The 18,229-nt window shown below is 45.7% G+C and carries 13 protein-coding genes; 7 read left to right on the top strand and 6 right to left on the bottom strand.

Annotated features, from left to right (window positions below):
* Positions 1-23: 23 nt before the first annotated feature.
* Positions 24-1,427 carry a hypothetical protein gene (locus L5M29_RS09190; protein ID WP_028761621.1) on the top strand — a complete coding sequence of 468 codons (1,404 nt, stop codon included), beginning with the start codon at positions 24-26 and terminating at the stop codon, positions 1,425-1,427.
* Here L5M29_RS09190 and L5M29_RS09185 read toward each other — a convergent pair.
* The 6 genes from L5M29_RS09185 to L5M29_RS09160 form a co-directional block, all read right to left on the bottom strand.
* The gene (locus tag L5M29_RS09185; protein WP_263167471.1) at positions 1,408-3,645 is read right to left on the bottom strand and encodes a PAS domain-containing protein; all 2,238 of its coding nucleotides are present in this window, start codon (positions 3,643-3,645) and stop codon (positions 1,408-1,410) included. The genes L5M29_RS09190 and L5M29_RS09185 overlap by 20 nt on opposite strands.
* A 190-nt stretch (positions 3,646-3,835) precedes the next feature.
* Positions 3,836-4,543: a TatD family nuclease-associated radical SAM protein gene (locus L5M29_RS09180; protein ID WP_263167470.1), complete on the bottom strand. Its 708-nt coding sequence runs from the start codon at positions 4,541-4,543 to the stop codon at positions 3,836-3,838.
* A gap of 228 nt (positions 4,544-4,771) precedes the next feature.
* Positions 4,772-7,963 (bottom strand): efflux RND transporter permease subunit, encoded by a 3,192-nt coding sequence (locus tag L5M29_RS09175; RefSeq protein ID WP_263167467.1) that lies wholly within the window; start codon positions 7,961-7,963, stop codon positions 4,772-4,774.
* The gene (locus L5M29_RS09170; RefSeq protein WP_263167466.1) at positions 7,963-9,174 is read right to left on the bottom strand and encodes an efflux RND transporter periplasmic adaptor subunit; all 1,212 of its coding nucleotides are present in this window, start codon (positions 9,172-9,174) and stop codon (positions 7,963-7,965) included. Before L5M29_RS09170 ends, L5M29_RS09175 begins: the two co-directional genes overlap by 1 nt.
* Positions 9,175-9,536: 362 nt before the next feature.
* Positions 9,537-10,796, bottom strand: a complete 1,260-nt coding sequence (gene srmB / locus L5M29_RS09165) for an ATP-dependent RNA helicase SrmB (protein WP_105250089.1) — start codon at positions 10,794-10,796, stop codon at positions 9,537-9,539.
* 236 nt (positions 10,797-11,032) lie between these two features.
* Positions 11,033-11,749 (bottom strand): tRNA1(Val) (adenine(37)-N6)-methyltransferase, encoded by a 717-nt coding sequence (locus tag L5M29_RS09160; RefSeq protein WP_263167463.1) that lies wholly within the window; start codon positions 11,747-11,749, stop codon positions 11,033-11,035.
* 528 nt (positions 11,750-12,277) lie between these two features.
* On the opposite strand from L5M29_RS09160, the gene brnQ reads away from it, so the two are divergent.
* From brnQ to L5M29_RS09130, 6 genes are all read left to right on the top strand, one after another.
* The gene (gene brnQ, locus L5M29_RS09155) at positions 12,278-13,690 is read left to right on the top strand and encodes a branched-chain amino acid transport system II carrier protein (RefSeq protein ID WP_263167461.1); all 1,413 of its coding nucleotides are present in this window, start codon (positions 12,278-12,280) and stop codon (positions 13,688-13,690) included.
* Positions 13,691-13,810: 120 nt separating this feature from the next.
* Complete coding sequence (gene xerD, locus L5M29_RS09150) at positions 13,811-14,713, top strand: site-specific tyrosine recombinase XerD (RefSeq protein WP_105250086.1); 903 nt, start codon at positions 13,811-13,813, stop codon at positions 14,711-14,713.
* A gap of 140 nt (positions 14,714-14,853) precedes the next feature.
* Positions 14,854-15,579: a bifunctional protein-disulfide isomerase/oxidoreductase DsbC gene (dsbC, locus tag L5M29_RS09145; protein WP_263167459.1), complete on the top strand. Its 726-nt coding sequence runs from the start codon at positions 14,854-14,856 to the stop codon at positions 15,577-15,579.
* Between the two features lie 94 nt (positions 15,580-15,673).
* Positions 15,674-17,398, top strand: coding sequence for a single-stranded-DNA-specific exonuclease RecJ (gene recJ / locus L5M29_RS09140; protein WP_263167457.1), 1,725 nt, complete (start codon positions 15,674-15,676; stop codon positions 17,396-17,398).
* Between the two features lie 17 nt (positions 17,399-17,415).
* Complete coding sequence (locus tag L5M29_RS09135; protein ID WP_113939820.1) at positions 17,416-17,745, top strand: hypothetical protein; 330 nt, start codon at positions 17,416-17,418, stop codon at positions 17,743-17,745.
* Positions 17,746-17,779: 34 nt separating this feature from the next.
* A complete protein-coding gene (locus tag L5M29_RS09130; RefSeq protein ID WP_263167456.1) occupies positions 17,780-18,220 on the top strand; it encodes a GNAT family N-acetyltransferase in 441 nt (146 codons plus the stop codon).
* The last annotated feature ends 9 nt before the right edge of the window (positions 18,221-18,229 follow it).

Below are 18,229 nucleotides of genomic sequence, written 5' to 3'. Positions count from 1 at the left end.
GAGGGATTCATGAAAAGGGTGTTGTGTCTAAGATACGTGTAAAGCAAGAAGAATCCCTGTCGATTAAGTTCAGCCATCAGATGGAAAAGGGCGATAATCGTCAGCTTGATCTCTATTTCTTTTTACCTAAGGAAATGGGCATAGGCTCGCGCACGCTCAATGAAGAAGAGTACTACTACAGCTCAATAGTTGGACGTCGCTCATACTATTCAGAAGGCTTGCACTTACCTCTGGTGCAGGGGCGTTTTGCCAGTTTAAACCGCCGTACTGTTGAAGAGTTCAGGTTGTACCTAAATCTCTTCGCCTATCAGTTTGCGGTTGCGGTTGAAAACGATGTTAAAGAACTCAATCAAATCACAGATGTAACCCATTTTTATTTTGCCCTCGACGAATTACGCGAACAAATTGCCCAGTTGCTGAAAAAGTTTCGTCGTAACGAACCAGGTGATCCCAAATGGAAATCTTACTTTGAAAATGCTGATAACTACTTGTCTTGGTTTTGTGAGCAGCAGTTACTCAAAGTGCTCGCTTATGCCACTCGTACCAGTGATTTCAACGATATTTTAGAGCGGGTACTCACGCTCTGCCGTAATGAATGTGCCTATCGTGATGAGCATAAGTACAACTCAGCTCAAACTAAGCAAGATCCTAACCGTATCTCTAATAAGATGTTGTTATTGCGCCGTTTAATTCAACAAGGTGTGGTACTCAAAGAAGAGTTAAAGCCTTTAGGGATTGGCCTTAAAAAGTTTACGACAGGACTGGCAACCGCGTTAGTGATGTTGGTGGTGTCTGCGTTGATAATTCAAGCGCAGGGCGCCTTTAGTGGTTTTACTATTGCGCTAGTGCTGACCTTAGCCGTGATCTACGGTTTCAGGGAAATCTTTAAGGACGATGTGCGCAATGCCATGTGGCGATTTATTCAGCGGGGTCGACCACGTTGGAGCCGCATTTTACGGGATACTACGAGTCAGGCGGTTATCGCTAAGCAGTTGGTATGGCTTGAGTTTATGCGTCAGCAAGATCTACCCGAAAAAGTCAGTGACATTCTAAAGCACAGACATAGCCAAAATAAGGTCGATGCGGAAATTCTGCACTATAAAATCGCCACTAAGGTGAATCAGAGTGAATTCCAAGCGGGATATTCGACTATTCAAGAGCAAGTGAGCTTTAGCTTAGTGCCTTTCGCCCGTTATTTAGAACGGGGTAAAGCGAAGATTTATAAGGAAGTTGAAGGCAAAATTAGTTATGAATCGGTTGAGCGGCGCTATCAAGTCAACCTTATTTTAGTGTTGCGTGATGGGCGCGAAGCCCCGCAGTATATTCGCTATAAAATCACCATGAACCGCTCGGCAATCATAGAAATTACCCAGAGTCAGTTGCCTGACTCAGTTAATGCACCCGAATCTACGATTGATGACGAGTAAAGGCTTGACCGATATTCTGATCGTTATTTTGCTTCGCCCGTTTTAGGGCGACTTCGGCATTATTCAAATATTGCTCTAATGTCTGGCCTTCTTGATAACCCGCAATACCAATACTAATACCTTCCCCTAAGCCATTACCATTGAGCTTTTCCATCATATTGAGGGCAAAGTTGTGCGCATGGGTGGCGTCTGTGTCAGGTAACATCACAATGAGCTTCCCTAGCTGCCAATGCAGAATTTGATAATTAGCTGGAATTTCAAGCAATAATTGCACTTCTATTTCTTGCTGACGATTTGCCAGTTGGTCGATATCACTCATGTGGCTTAGCATGCCCTCTGGATTGATATCCATTAACAGTAAGCTTGAGCTGAGACGGCTTGGTGTCGGCAGAGAGTTAAAGTAACGTTCTAAATCTGCCAAATTCAGCAGAATAGTACTGCGATGGGGCACAAGGTTACGCTTCTCTGTGCCTCGACCACGCTCGGCGGCTTGCTCTAAAGTGCAGACGATATAATCAATCTCACCATCAACGGCCACATGGCCCTTCAAGGTGGCTTGCAAACAATTGGAATGCGCCTGTTTAGGTGAGCATAGAATTTGCCCTTGCCACTGACCTTGCATGGCAATTTGGGCGCTGATCCTCTGCCATTGATTGCCTAAATCATTCGCGAGTAATGACGCTAAATCTTGATTTAAATCGCCATTGAGTTGCATTAACGCATCGAATACAGGATTGATTTTAATCAGTTTACCGTTAGCATCTGTGAGGGCTGTCGCGACTGTGTTATCGCATAAAAGCTCACTGAGAAAAGCATTTTGTTTGCTGCTGATTAACTCACTGATGTCCTCAAGGGTGATTAATAGATGTGGTGAGCCTCGGCTCGCCCTTGGTGCTTGGCGGATATGAACGCGTAAAGTAGGGCCATCGATACTCTCTAGACTGATTTCACCAGACCATTGACCGGTTTTATGTACCTGCTCCATTAACTCCGTGTAGGTTTTATCATCGAGGCATAAGGTACGCTGTAGGCTTCGGTCTGTCAGTTCATCTAATGGTACTAAGGTCGCTTGTGCCGCTTTAGTATTGGCACTGATGACTCTGGCATTTTCGTTTACCATCATAAAGCCGATGTCACTATTAAATAAGCCATTAGCAACATCAATACTGTATTGGCGTGAACGCTGTTGTAAGCGATACATGTGGCTGAGTAGTACAACCCAAGCGGCTAAAACCGTTAATATTAACGATGCCACAATGACAATGTTTTGCCATTGTGAGAAACGAGCAGCTATGTCTGAGTTGCGCACATAGGAGAGTAAAAAATATTCTCTGTGAGTCTCAGGTTGGGCAGTTAGTTCGATTTTAAGGTAAACATAAGTGGCTTCTTCACCGTGGAATTGTCCAAAGTTGCTCATGGACATATCGCGCCACAGGGCCGGATAGCTCTGTCTTAAACTTGCTCCTAAGGTCTCTGGCATATTGCTTAGAGGGGCGAGATCGCTCGCGCCAGCATAGAGTAATCCTTGAGTATCAAGCACTAACATAGGGGACTTATTGCTCGAAAAGGCTGGTTTTATGGCCTCCAGCATTTTTACCATAGAGTTGTACGTCACCAGATAACCGATAGAACTCTGATCGGGCTTCTCGAGCCACGCCATTTGATACATATAAGGTTCAAGCATGCCGTCTATCGGAACAAATTCCAGCGGTGAGGTATAAACTTCTTTGCCACCCATGCTCCGACTCGCTCCAAGTAAGGTCGGTGGTAAGGCATCTTTATTGAAATTAGGGGGAGTTGAGAATTTATAGTTACCTTGGGGATCGTACAGTGCAATGCCGAGTAACTCAGGAATATGTTTTACTAGATCTTGCCAGTTTTCCTGCAATTTAAGTTGTTGCTTGGCGGTAGGATTGCTTAAGTATTGTTTTAGCAGTTCCCCATTGGCGAAAATTTGGGTTCGAAATTGCTGAAAAGACACTTTATCTGCGATCAATGAGCCTATGGTTTGCAGTTCACTGTATCTTTGCGTTGCCCACTCTTCTTGCAGGCGTCGTTCACCTAACGTAATGATTAAGTGAGTTAAAATAATCATGCCAATCACCAGCATAGAAAGCTGGCTTGCAATAGCGAGTAAGCGTTGATGCGACCAATAGATCCCTTGAGTTAAAGAGAGCAGTGGCGCAGCGGGATACGTGCTTGGGTTATTCTTCAGCATGAACCGATTATGAGTGGGTGAACTGTTAATTTCGCTATGTTAACACGAAAGAATTGTTACGACAGTGCCAAGTTACTCAGCAAGATTCCTTGAGTAAAAGTTAAGACGATTCACACATGTACCACTCACGTAATCGACAGTGTTATCTGCTTGGGTATTTCAGTCGATTTTGGCTGTATTAGAATGCCGTTTAGCCTAAGGCACCTAATATGCGATGCTTGAATTCGCAGCCGTAGGACTCAACTTGTTCACGACAGATGTCAATATCAACACCCGCTAATCCTTCGATGGCCGAAACTTGTACCGTTTCAATATAGTGTGGCGCTAATGCGATGAAAGCATGTACGGCGGCATAAGAACCGGCGAGTTTGGGGCGACAATGTTCCATATAGGCGGCTTCATTATCCGCATTAAGGGAAATGGATAAACTATCAACGCAGTTAGCCAGTTCTGGCAAAATATTGCGCCTATGGACTAAATTACCTAAACCATCGGTATTAATGCGTATTCGCCCGCCTCTTTGTTTAATTTCTTTCGCCACCGCCAGCAAAGTTGGAAGATTTAAGGTCGGTTCGCCATAGCCACAAAACACATATTCTTCGAAGTCTTTAACATCGCCAAGCAGTGGAATAATTTCTTCGGGCTTAGGTTGGTGACACAATGCCAGTTGATATTCGTGGATCTGTTTACTGCCATTATGTTTTGGACAAAACGCGCAGCGCAGGGTGCAGCGACCCGTAATATTAAGGTAGCGACTGCGACGAATATCATAGACAAGCGTTTCAGTCGCACAGGTTTCATTTGTGCAAACTTCATCTGTTATGTGACCGTTCGCTAGGGTTTCTGTGGTGACAACTTGTGGTTTATCAATATTTTGCTTGTGCAGATGCTCAGACATAATGATGGGTTTCATTTTAACGATAGCTGACGACTTAAACACAGTGTAGCGAAAGCCTGATGCGATAACTGTCAACTAGATCGCAACTTGAAAGCTCAAGCCACTCGCAGCAGACTCAAAATGGCATAGATGATTGAGAGGTTATTGACTCGCACTGAGGATTAAAAAGAGAGCCTAAGCTCTCTTTTTAAGGTTCAAGACATTGATTAACTGCTTCTAGTTAACTTCCTATAGATAGTCTTTTTTATAGTCAGTGGGGACCAGCGGCTCTAAATGCTCAGGTGTAAAGTCCACTTCATGGTCTTTTTTAGGCTGCCACCACCAATGGAAGAAGCGGCTGCTAGTGCGCTTAATGTCGTCGAGTATGATGTACAGCAAGGGCACTAAAATTAGCGTCACAACGGTCGAGAACAGGATACCGAAGGCGAGGGATGTCGCCATAGGGATCACAATTTGCGCCTGCAAACTACGTTCGAGAATAATAGGCACTAAGCCGACGAAGGTGGTGAGTGACGTCAGGATGATCGCCCTAAAACGATAACAGCCTGAATCGACCGCCGCCTGCCTGACCGATTGCCCTTGCTCCCGCGCACGGTTCACAAAGTCCACCAAAATCAAGGAGTCGTTCACCACCACACCTGCTAATGCCACTATGCCGCAGAGACTTAACACGCTCATCGCGAGTCCCTGAATTAAGTGACCAAACAGAGCGCCGATAATCCCGAAGGGGATCACAGACATGATGATTAACGGCTGACTGTAGGATTTAAGTGGCACGGCCATCAAAGCATAAATGGTGAACAGCGCAAAGAAGAAGCCTTGCATCAAACCGACCATGGCATTCTGTTCATCCAAACTGCCACCGTCCAGTGCAGTTTGGATTTTAGGGTACTTGGCCTGCAATTGTGGCAGGTAATCTTTTTGGATTTCTTGCACTACTTTTGAAGGTTCAACGATGTTTTTGTTGGCATTTGCCGTGATGGTAATCGCTCGCTTGCCGTCAACACGGGTAATTGAGGCGTAGGATTCGCCTTTCTCAATTTGTGCCACGGTCGAGAAGGGAACCGAAGTGCCCGTTGGCGTGCGGATCAGCATATTTTCAAGATAACCCACAGTGCGGCGCTGCTCTAATGGATAGCGCACCATTACCTTGATTTCTTCTTTATTACGTAAAATACGTTGGGCTTCATAACCATAGAAACCGTAACGCACTTGGCGGGCTAAATCGGAAAGGGTCAAGCCTAGGGCTTCTGCCTCTGGACGTATCTTCAGGCGAATTTCATGGCTGCCCGAGGAGAAGTTGTCGGCAATATCGTACACGCCTTCATAGCTGGCGAGTTTTTGCTTCAACTCTTTAGAGGCTGCGGACAGCTCATCGAGGTCACTTGAGGTCAGTCTGAAGGAAATATCGCCGCCAGCATCGTTGGTGCTCGCGTTAAAGCTGAGTTTTTTTACCGACAAAAGCTCGGGCAATTGTTCACGCCATGCGGCAGCAATCGTCACGCCATCGACTTCACGGTCTTCCCCTTTCGTCAGTTCGGCAAAAATGAAGGCAGAGGTACGGGAGCTCATATTGATAAAGCTGTGCTTCACCACTTGATAACCGTTATCTTTCTCCATTTTTTCGTTCATCTTGTACAGGGCTTCTTCTATGCTCTGTACCACTTTTAAGGTGTTACCTTCGGAGCTGCCTTCATCCATTTCAAGCTCAACTTGAATAAAGTCTGAGGGAATGTCAGGGAAAAATACCCAGCGCACTTTGCCACTGGCGACTAAGGCAATCGACAGAATCAATACACCGATAAAGGCCGCGACCACGTTGTATCTGTGTTTGATACAGCGCTCGAGAAAGTTGCGATAACTGTGGTGAATAAAATATTGCACTCTGTCGTTAAAATTGGCTTTTAGGTGGCCAAAGAATCCCTTTGGTGCGCCAGGTTTTTTAAACTTCATGTGCGCTAAATGCGCTGGCAGAATGAATTTAGACTCTACCAGTGAGAAGGCTAAACAGAGGATGACCACCATACCGATGGATTTCCAGATAATCCCCATAGGGCCAGAAACCATTAACATGGGAATAAATGCCGCAATTGTGGTTAAGACCCCGAAGGTCGCGGGCATCGCCACTTTTTGCGCGCCACGGATCACGTTCTCAACCGAGTGACCGTGGCGTTCGACCTCTGTGTAGGCACTCTCACCGATGACAATGGCATCATCCACCACTATTCCGAGCACTAAGATAAAGGCGAATAGGGTCAACATGTTGATCGTCATGGAGAAAGGTTCGAGCGGCATGACCAACATAGTGCCGAGGAAACACACGGGTATCCCCATCATGACCCAAAATGCTAACTTCAGATCGAGGAACATGGCTAAGATGATAAACACCAACAAGGCACCGTAAAACATGTTCGACATCATCATGTCTAAGCGGCCCTGGAGATAGTGGGTCATATCACCCCAAGTATCGAGTTGAGCGTTAGCTGGCAGTGTGGCGCGGCGCTGCTCTACGTACTGTTTAACTTGGTCTGCAATGTCTAAGGCGTTTTGATCATCAATGCTGGTGACTTCAATAATCGCAGCGGGTTTGCCGTTAAAGCGGGTATATTCCAAACGTTCTTCAAAATCATCTTTGATGGTCGCCACTTGTGGCAGCATCACACGGCTACCGTCTGCGCGAGTTGTGACGACTATATTGGCAAAGTCATCGCCCGTGTAGGCTTGGCCTTTGGTGCGCAATAGAATATCGCCATCTTGAGCACGAATAGAGCCACCTGGTAAGTCTAAGGAGGAGTTTTGCACTGCTAATGCGACTTGTGAGAAGGTCAAGCCGTACTCTCGTAACTTATTCTCAGAAACTTCAATACCGATTTCATAATCGCGCACCCCTGTGACTTTCGCACGGGTTACCGCGGGGAGTTGGGTTAAATCGTCACGAACCGATTTAGCCAATTCTTTCATATCATGGAGTGTCATATCGCCATAAACAGACACCCAAATGACGTTATTCTCAGGTTTGATTTGAGAGATATTCGGTTTTTCGATGTTCACTGGGAAGGTTGAAATTGCATCTAACCGCAGTTTGGCTTCATCGAGAATGGTCTGCACTTCGTAACCGTCTTCAACTTCAACGGTAATCGAGCCAACGCCTTCGCTAGCCACAGAAGTCACTTTCTTGATGCCGTTGATATCTTGGATGGCTTCTTCAATCTTGATGTTGATGCCTTCTTCGATTTCCTGTGGCGCCGCACCTGGATAGGCGACGGAAATATTTAATAAATTGAGTTCGAAAGAAGGAAAAACCTCTTTATTAATCAAAATACTGCTGAACAGGCCGCCGATGAGTAGAACACACATTAATAAGTTCGCGGCCACACTGTTGCGGGCGAACCAAGCTAAGATCCCTTTTTGAGTGTCCATTATTTAACTCCAGCGGCCGCAAGACTCGATTCAGGAGTATTTTCTTTTGGTGTCTCAGTAGGCAATGCCGCTTCACCTAAGATTTTGACCATTTGCCCATTTGCCATACTGTTGAAGTGGGTCGTAGCGACGCGTTCGCCCGTTTTTAGACTGTCTTTGATGAACACATTTTCTAAATCACTACGAACTACATTTACTTGGCGCATTTCAATGATATTTTTGTCGTTGACTAGCGCGACTTGGTCGTTACGAACCACATGGCGGGGCAATTTGACTATGCCATCGACAGTGCGACCTTTGATGACTGCATTGACGAAGCTGCCGTATTTAAGTGGTAAGCTACCTGACACTTTATTCGCGCGCAGATAGGGATCTTTGATTTCTGCGACTAAATACACCATGCGATTTTCGGCATCGATAACACCTTCACTGCGGATAATATTGCCTTCCCAAGTATTTTCTTTGCCCGCCAAAGAGGCGCTAAGCGTGACTTGGGTATCGGGATTGTCGACAGACTCTAAATAGGCTAAATCATCATTAGAAATGGGTAAGCGGATTTCGGCAACGCTAGTATCGTAGAGCTCACCTAGATTAGTGCCTAAGCTAACGTATTGCCCTAAATCGACATTTCTAACTTTGATTATGCCATCAAAGGGCGCGCGAATAACTGTGCGCTCAAGGTTACGTTGGGCACGCGCCAGTGCTGCCTGCGCATATTTTACGTTAGCTTGTTCTTTTTTGAGTTGCGGGATACGTAGACCTAACTCAGGGGGCAAGCCCTTGTCGTAGCCTTTGAATTCGATTTTAGCGACTTCACCACGGGCTATTTCTTCGTTCAGTGCGGCGGTGGCTTGGGCCAGCGTCGCTTCGGCTTGCATTAAGTCAGCCTCGTAATCTGAGGGCTCGATTTGTGCTAATTGGTCGCCTTTCTTGACTATGCCACCTGCAACAAAATGAGGGGAGATAGTGAGCATTCTGCCTTGAACTTCGGTCACGAGTTGGGTTTTATACTTTGGGGTAACCACGCCGTAGGAAGGTAAGTTTAGCGATACTGTTTGCTGAGTCACTTGCGTGACATCAACGATAGGAATGGGCATCTCTTCAGGTTTTTGTTCTGGCGCCTCCTTCGTTTGCATTAATAAGGCTGCGCCAAAGACAAACAGCAGCAGAATAAGAAAAGGAGACAGTCTCCTCAGTAGGGTCTTCATCATATAATGGTTAAATCCATGCTAATCGCGTAATGGGGTTAAAGTAGCAGAGTCGGCCACGCCAATAAATTTATTTTTGTAAATTAAATGTTTCTAAAAGTGATGCCGTGACAGATATGCGCATCGTGCATCGATATTTGGGCGAAAATTAGAGCAGAAAGGTGATGAAAGGTTCATTTAGGTGATTGGAATATATTGAAATAAGAATGAATACGCATTGGGGTTAACCGCTCTAAATCCGCCGCATTTCATTCTATATAATTAAACATAGCAGGATATTTTTAGTAAAATCACCCACGTAAGTTATATTTTGGTAATAAAAAAGCCGCATATAGCGGCTTTAGTTTGGTAAGTTTAAGCGGGTGTTACTTTTTCTTACGGGCGATTTTACTCGCTTTCTTTGCCGCTTCTTTCTTGCTCGTTTTCTTCGCAGCTTCTTTCGCTTTCACTTTGGCTTTTTTCTTACCCGGTGTGCGCGCTTCTTTATTCTTTGGACGTAGCTCTTCGATCACGCGGCGTTTCAACGGTTGCTCGATATAACGCTCGATTTTACCAACGATACGCATGTCGTGGGCTTCGGCAAGCGAAATCGCGGTACCTTTTGCGCCAGCGCGGCCAGTACGGCCAATGCGGTGGATATAAGTGTCGGCAGAACGTGGCATATCGAAGTTGATCACATGAGTGATATCGTCGATATCGATACCGCGTGCAGCCACATCGGTCGCCAACAGGACATTGACTTCACCTTTAGTAAAGCGACTCAAGGCTTGGAAGCGTTTCTTCTGTTCCATATCGCCACGCATAAAGGCGCAAGGAATACCGACTTTAAGTAACTGGCCTTCTAGGCTAGAAACGATGTCGCGGGTTTTCACAAATACGATAGTCCGTTTGACATCTTCTTGGCGTAGCAGATGACACAACAGCGCAAATTTATGCTCTTTATCATCGGCTAAGTGGATCCATTGGTGGATCTTGGCTTTTTCACTGCGAGGGGCTTCAACATCGATTTCAATCGGGTCGTTTAACACTTCACGGGCAAAACGTTGTACACCGCCGCCTTCTAAGGTGGCAGAGAACAGCATGTTCTGTTTGCGGCCTTGGGCCTCAATAGCAATGGCTTGCACCACAGAAGAGAAGCCCATGTCTAACATGCGATCGGCTTCGTCGATAATTAAGATATCGACTTCTTGGGCGTTGAAATTGCCTTTGTCTAAATATTCCATCAGGCGGCCTGGGGTCGCGACCAGAATATCGACGTTGCCTGCTAAGGCTTCTTCCTGTGGTCCATAAGGAACGCCGCCAGTAACGATAGCAATATCTAAACCTTGGCCTGTGGCTAGGTGACTCGCATAACGGTGGATTTGGCTAGCTAACTCACGGGTTGGCGTGAGGATTAGCACCCTTGCTTGTCCCGCAAAACGACGGGGGAAGTCGATCAAATGTTGTAGCGATGGCAGTAAAAAGCTCGCTGTTTTACCTGTTCCTGTCGGGGCGCGCGCAAGAATATCTCTTTGCTCTAAGGCGTAAGGAATCGTTTCTTGCTGAATCGTAGTGGGTGAATGATGCCCCATGGCATTAAGCGACTCTAATAAGCTAGGGTCAAGCTGGAAATCTTCAAATTGCATGCGCAGCGTCTCGACGGATAATAGCGAAGCATTATAAAGGTTATGGCGGTTAACTTAAATAACTTATCTAGATCTCCTGTGTTTATCTTCTGTGTCAGTAAAGTTTTATGGTAATTGGCATAAGTTAATTACTTTTAGGTCAATGTATTAGCATTTAATTTGTGAGAAATTGGACCTTTCGTTAAATTTGCCAAACTTAGCGAGCTTTACTTAATGTGTCAGGATTGGACTCGATATCAGTATTTAAGGTAAAAATCTCGAACCAATTGCACCATGGTTTGTGTGTATTGGCCTGAACTTTCACGAATAGTGATATCACTGAGCTTTGGAGCCATTTGTGGATGAGTCTTGTGGGCGAGCACGCAGAGTACTCGATTAGCGCTTTTCCCTACAATGCTGATAAGGTTGGTTATTTCAATCAAATTGAGCTGAGAGTGCGTTAGTATTTCGTCGAAACGCGCCATACTCTGCATTGGTAATATGAGGCTTGCTTTTCCTTGTGGTGCTAGGCACACATGAATGGCATCGAGTAGTGCGGTAAAGCTTAAGCTATCTGTGTGGCGGGCCATAGCGCGCTGGGATTGTATCGCTTGCGTGCCTTGCTCAAAATAGGGGGGATTACAAATTATGTGATCAAAATACTCTTGATACTCAGTTTGTTGGCAAAAGTCTTGGATGCTGCAATTAACTAAGGTCAGTCGATTAGCCCAAGGACTATTGTGGAAGTTATGTTGGCAAGCATGGGCGGCATTGGTGTCTAATTCGACACTGGTGATATGTGCTTGACTGCGCTGAGCTGCCATTAAACTGAGTAAGCCGCTGCCTGCGCCTATATCTAAGATTGATTTCGCGGTGGTCAGTTGTGCCCATGCCCCAAGGACGACGCTGTCTGTGCCTACGGCCATGCCGCAATTCATGTCATCGATATGAAATTGTTTAAAAGTGAATGCCATGGGGAGTTAATTTTGCCGTTCTAAAGTGATTTAGGCCCAATATTGGGCGCGCAATATTCTAATTCTAGCCCTCGTTTTTAGCTAATGTTTTTAAACAGTCGCATCTGTCCTAGCTGTATGAATTTGTGTCGCCAAATCATTTACTATTTTACGTGGTAATACTAATTTCACTTAATTAACGCTTTAATTTATTGCCTTAGAAACCTTTTATTAGCAGTTAATTAGCATTATTTAGCTTTTTTTGCCTGAACGGACTTGTTGTCTTGTATTGATGCTTTAAGTCTGGTATTAGTTTCGCCCCCATTTTTAATCACTTTTAAGATTAACGGATAGGTAAACGAGTTTGTTGGTGAATTAGTCGTCAGTTAGGCTACATAAACGTTCGCCATCGTTTATAAACTCGGCAGATATCGAACATATTTACCACGGAATTGTGTAAACATAGATTTGCACTCCGGATGGGCTTTGTTTTAGCTATGGCTAATCGACACATAATCACTTAAGTTTGTAAAAAAACAATAAGACAAGATGGGGCTTCCAGTGCAAGACAATCAGATGAGTATCGGAGATACATTAGGCTTAGGTTTTATGACCTTTGCGTTCTTTTTAGGTGCGGGAAACCTAATTTTTCCACCATTCGCGGGTATGTTAGCGGGCGAAAATATGCCCCTCGCCATGTTGGGTTTTTTGATTACCGCCGTAGGTTTACCTTTAGTTGGACTGATTGCTGTCGCTAAGGCTCAAGGTAAGGTTATGGCTATGCTGCCAGTATTTGCAGCAACGACATTGGCCGTCGCGATTTACATTATTATCGGCCCTGCTTTTGCTGCGCCGCGTACGGGATTAGTGGCTTACGAGATTGGCGCTAAGCCATTTATCGATGACACTACGGCAACGTTTTTGCTGGGCAGTTTGGAATTAAACCTGACGCAACTGCTATACACATTAGGTTTCTTCGCTGTCACTATGTTGCTGGCGCTTTTCCCTGGTAAGTTGCTCGATAGCGTAGGTAAAGTATTAACGCCTATTTTATTGATTTTGTTGGTCGGATTAGCCGTTTCAGTGCTGTTTTTACCTGCATCCGAAGTGGGCCAAGCAATGGGGGATTACCAACAGCATCCGCTGACCAAAGGTATTTTAGAAGGCTATAACACTATGGATACGTTAGCATCCTTGATGTTTGGTATGTTGATTATTGATATCCTGCGTAAAAAGGGCATTGACCAACCCAGTGATCAAACTAAGTATCTAATCCGTGCAGCCTTTATTGCCGCCGCTGGTTTAACTTTTGTGTATGTGTCCTTGTTCTTTTTAGGTGCAACCGCCGGCGATATCGCTATCGGCACTAAAAATGGCGGCGAAATATTAACAAATTACGTGACCCGCGAGTTTGGGGAACTAGGCTCAGTCTTGTTGTCATCAGTCGTGACTTTAGCTTGTTTAACCACTGCGGTTGGGCTGGTGAGTGCGTGTTCTGAGTTCTTTAATGAGCTGATGCCTAAACTGTCTTACCGTTTCCTGGTGATCTTTTTAAGCTTGATATGCGCTGTGATTGCGAACGTGGGCCTAAGTCAGTTGATTGCTATTAGTATTCCCGTATTAATGACGATTTATCCTGTGGCTATTGCTCTTGTGGTTGTGACTTTCCTGACCGCTTATTTTGCGAATCCACAGTTTGCACATCGTGCAGTACTGAGCGTGGCACTGTTTTTCGGCATCTTCGATGGTCTTAAAGTGGCAGCGAAAAGTTTGACTGACGCTGATGGTCAAGCCATGAATGGCTTAGCACAGGTTTTTATCCATATAGTGAATGTTATGTCTCCAGTGTTATCTAAGCTGCCACTCTATGAAGAAGGTATGGCTTGGTTATTGCCGACCATTGCGACGATTGCACTGTGTTTAGTATTCGGTCGTGGCCGTGGTCAAACGGCTGCAGCCTAGGCTTTGCATTCTAGTTCTCGTCTTTATGCTTAACTCAGTTAAGCTTATGCAGGCTTAGACATATTTAAATTAATATCAACGGCGTATCATTTGATTACGCCGTTTTTTTATGGAGTATTTGTGCCTAAAACCTATATGCCAGATCCACTTATCGATGCTTTTCTTGATGATCTTTGGTCAAGCAAGGGACTGAGTGATAACACGCTATCGGCCTATCGTACCGATCTACGCCATTTTGATCGTTATCAAGGTCAGCAAGGCGTGACGTTACTCGCGGTTTCTCAGGCCGATGTTAGGGCATATCTGGCCTTTAGAGTTGAGCAGAATTTTGCGCGTACCAGTAGCGCTCGGCTGCTCAGCAGCTTACGGCGTTTCTATACTTATTTGGTGCAGACTAAGCAAATTTCAGCCGATCCTATGGCCTTAGTCGAGTCGCCTAAGTTAACGCGTCATTTGCCGGATTCTCTGAGTGAGTCGCAGGTTGACCGTTTACTGTCTGAGCCCAATGTGGATGATGCCGTCGAATGCCGTGACAAGGCAATGCTAGAGCTTTTGTATGCAACTGGCCTCAGGGTGAGTGAACTTGTCGGCTTGACCATGGAGCAAATGAGTTTGCGCCAAGGCTTAGTACGTATTGTGGGCAAGGGTGGCAAAGAGCGTCTTGTGCCGCTGGGGGAATTGGCTATTACCGAAGTGGAGGGCTACATGAAATTTGCTCGCCAAGAGTTGCTCGGTAATAAACAATCTGATGTGGTATTTCCGTCGAAACGCGGGCAGATGATGACGCGGCAAACTTTTTGGCATCGGATTAAACTTTATGCTCTGCGTGCGGGGATTGAAACTGCATTATCACCGCACACTTTACGACATGCTTTTGCCACTCATTTGCTCAATCACGGTGCCGATCTGCGGGTTGTCCAACTGTTATTAGGTCACAGCGACTTGTCGACGACACAGATTTATACCCATGTCGCACGGGCAAGATTGCAGGAATTGCATCAACAGCATCATCCTAGAGGCTAAAAAAGGATTTAGTTACAGCATAAATTTGCTTTCCGCGCGGCTTGTCTGTAACTTTTTGCCCCTATACAGGGTCTATTGAATATCTCGAGTTAGAACGGCCCCAATATCTCGTTGTAGCGACACAATTTATAGGATGTCCCATGAAGTTGACCCCAGCATTATCCTTAGTTTTTGCCCTCCTAGTTGCACCACTTGCCAGCGCTGCCACTGCGACGTCTCCCAATACCGCTGCGATTAAGCAAAAACTCGGTGAGATGTTAGATGTTGAAGTCATTTCTATGCAGGACTCACCAATTGAGGGCTTGTATCAAGCCATGACTAACCGCGGCGTGCTCTATATTAGCCGTGATGGTTCAAAACTATTCCACGGTAGTGTGTATGATATCGATAAGGGCATGAAAAACTTAACCGAAGCCGCATTAGCGGGTCCGCGTTTAGAAATGATGAAGCCGCTTGAAGAGAATATGCTTGTCTATAAAGCGAAAAACGAAAAACACGTGGTCACTGTATTTACCGATGTTAGCTGTGGATATTGCCGTAAACTGCATAGCCAAATGTCTGACTACAATAAACTTGGTATCACAGTGCGTTACTTAGCTTTCCCGCGAGCGGGTGTGCCGTCAGCTAATGCCGACGAGATGCAAGCTATCTGGTGTGCTAAAGATCCATTAAAAGCTATGACTGATGCTAAAGCGGGCAGCAAAGTTGCCGCGGCAACATGTGATGCTAAAATTGCTGAGCAATATGCTTTAGGCACAACCTTTGGTGTTAATGGTACGCCTGCAATCGTATTAGAAGATGGCAATATGATCCCTGGTTATCAACCGCCTGAAGACTTATTACGCACCTTAGAGGCACGTCAGTAACAGCCTAAAATGTAAAATTTATCCCACGAAAGGTGAGCTTAAGGCTCACCTTTTTGTTATCTTATTGCCACGATTTCATGAGAGTTTGAGTCCCTTGATCCATAAGATAGTCCGTCGCCCAACCGTTGATGATAGCCATTTACCCGCTCATCTTTCGCCGCTATTGAAACAGCTTTACGCTCGCCGTGGTGCGCTAACCCACGAATGCGAGCTTGTCCTTAAGGGTCTATTAAGACCTGAAACCATGAAAGGCTTACCCGAAGCCGCGGCGCTTATCGCCGATGCAATGCAGGCGAATAATTCGATTTTGATCGTGGGTGACTTTGACGCCGACGGCGCCACATCGACCAGTGTGTGTATGTTGGCGCTGCGGATGATGGGCGCGGTGAAAGTGGATTATTTGATCCCCAATCGCTTCGATTACGGCTACGGCTTAAGCCCTGAAATTGTTGCAGTTGCGGCCTCCAAACAGGCTGAGCTACTCATCACAGTTGATAATGGCATTTCATCAATTGACGGTGTTGCGGCGGCCAAAGCCTTTGGTATGCAAGTGGTGATTACCGACCATCATTTACCCGGACATGAGTTACCAGCTGCCGATGCGATAGTGAACCCTAACCAACCTGGCTGTCCATTTGCCAGTAAATCGATAGCGGGTGTCGGCGTGGCCTTTTATTTGATGACCGCATTAAGGGCTGAATTACGGACGCGAAACTGGTATCAAACCCATGGTATTGCTGAGCCTAATTTAGGCACACTACTCGATATTGTTGCCCTTGGCACTGTTGCCGATGTGGTGTCACTCGATGCCAATAATCGTATTTTGGTTGAAGCAGGTTTACAGCGCGTGCGAGCCGGGCGTTGCCGTGTAGGGATTACTGCGTTGCTTGAAGTGGCGAAGCGAAATCCGGCGCGCATTGTCGCATCTGACTTTGGTTTTGCCGTGGGCCCTAGACTGAATGCCGCAGGGCGACTAGATGAAATGGCACTTGGGGTTGAAACCTTACTCTGCGAAGACATGATGTATGCGCGGCGTATGGCGGCAGAGCTTGACGGATTGAATCAAGAACGCCGTGAGCTGGAAGTCGGCATGCAGCAGGAAGCCTTAAAAAGCCTAGAGCACTTAAAGCTTAACGAAGCCGTGTTGCCTTGGGGGATAGCCTTATTTCAAGAGGATTGGCATCAAGGCGTGATCGGGATTTTGGCCTCGCGCATTAAAGACAAATACCATAGACCCGTGATTGCCTTTGCCGATGCAGGCAATGGTGAAATTAAAGGCTCGGCGCGTTCGATCAAAGGCTTGCATATGCGCGACTTATTGGAGTTAGTGAACACTCGCCATCCGGGACTGATTATCAAATTTGGTGGTCATGCAATGGCGGCGGGTTTATCGCTCAAAGCGGGCAGTTTTGCGACATTTGCTAAAGCCTATGATGATGCGGTGCGTGAGCAGCTTAAACCTGAGTTGTTAACGGGCGAGCTTTGGTCCGATGGCGAACTCACTCCTGCAGAGTTGAATCTTGAAATGGCTCAGTTATTGCGTAATGCGGGGCCTTGGGGACAAGCTTTCGAAGAGCCGTTATTCGATGGTTACTTTACGATAGTGCAACAACGTCTTGTCGGTGAGCGCCACCTTAAGCTCGTACTCGAAACCCAATGCGGCACTGTGATGCTCGATGCCATTGCCTTTAATGTGGATTTGCACACTTGGCCAGATGCGACGATTAATCATGCCCGTGTTGTGTATAAACTCGATGTGAATGAGTATCGCGGCAATTTTTCGCTGCAACTTATGGTTGAGCAAATCGAAGCTATGTAAGATGACAAGGAGTGAAGTTGAAATCATTATCCGATAAAAAAATCCGCCAGCTACTTAAGCGTTTTGCTTGGATATATGTTGTCTGCTTAAGCATACCGTTTATCTCAACTTTACTCACCACTAAGGCTCAGGGGCAAATGCTACTTATGGGGATTTGGCCCGCAGCCTCCTTGTTTTACTTTCTCGCTTACCGTTATTTAGCTAAATCCTTTAAGTATGAAATCAATCGCCATTTAGCCTTTAGTTATCATGGCGGTGGCACTTTAGCGGGGGCTTTGTATTCGTTAGCTAAAGTGGTGTTATTAGCGATGGCATTTATGATATTTATGAGTGCCAATAACACCTGAACTGACGTTAACGGAAAATTTCGGAGAAAGGAAAATGCAGCAGGAAACAGGATACAGAGTCAGTACAGATCAAGCTGAAATGAATCTTGAGGTTATTCATGGCTTTATTAGTAATAGCTATTGGGCGCAGGGCATGCCAAAGGCGCTGCTACAAAAAGCGTTAGCCAATAGCCTGTGTTTTGGGGTATTTGATAAGGACAATCAACAAGTGGCTTTTGGCCGCTTAATCACAGATAAAGCCACTTTTGCCTATCTTGCCGATGTGTTTGTACTTGAGTCGCACCGCGGCTTAGGTTTAAGTAAGTTGATGATAACAGCGATTCTTGAACATCCTGAATTACAAGGTTTAAGACGGATAATGTTAGCCACCCGCGATGCCCATGGACTCTACACCCAGTTTGGATTTAAAGCGGTCGATACCCCTGAAATGCTAATGCAAATTAGGCCTGCTAAGCCTTATCAATGCCTTAGTTAACATCAAAAA

It is taken from the genome of Shewanella sp. SM95, assembly GCF_025653595.1.
Classification (GTDB): domain Bacteria; phylum Pseudomonadota; class Gammaproteobacteria; order Enterobacterales; family Shewanellaceae; genus Shewanella; species Shewanella oncorhynchi.
This window is presented reverse-complemented; position numbering and strand designations above follow the sequence as displayed.

Bases quoted from the DNA above. Each gene is read 5' to 3' on its own strand.
- L5M29_RS09185 (WP_263167471.1), bottom strand. From the start codon at position 3,645: ATGCTGAAGAATAACCCAAGCACGTATCCCGCTGCGCCACTGCTCTCT.
- L5M29_RS09180 (WP_263167470.1), bottom strand. From the start codon at position 4,543: ATGTCTGAGCATCTGCACAAGCAAAATATTGATAAACCACAAGTTGTC.
- L5M29_RS09175 (WP_263167467.1), bottom strand. From the start codon at position 7,963: ATGGACACTCAAAAAGGGATCTTAGCTTGGTTCGCCCGCAACAGTGTG.
- L5M29_RS09170 (WP_263167466.1), bottom strand. From the start codon at position 9,174: ATGATGAAGACCCTACTGAGGAGACTGTCTCCTTTTCTTATTCTGCTG.
- srmB (WP_105250089.1), bottom strand. From the start codon at position 10,796: ATGCAATTTGAAGATTTCCAGCTTGACCCTAGCTTATTAGAGTCGCTT.
- L5M29_RS09160 (WP_263167463.1), bottom strand. From the start codon at position 11,749: ATGGCATTCACTTTTAAACAATTTCATATCGATGACATGAATTGCGGC.
- brnQ (WP_263167461.1), top strand. From the start codon at position 12,278: ATGGGGCTTCCAGTGCAAGACAATCAGATGAGTATCGGAGATACATTA.
- dsbC (WP_263167459.1), top strand. From the start codon at position 14,854: ATGAAGTTGACCCCAGCATTATCCTTAGTTTTTGCCCTCCTAGTTGCA.
- L5M29_RS09130 (WP_263167456.1), top strand. From the start codon at position 17,780: ATGCAGCAGGAAACAGGATACAGAGTCAGTACAGATCAAGCTGAAATG.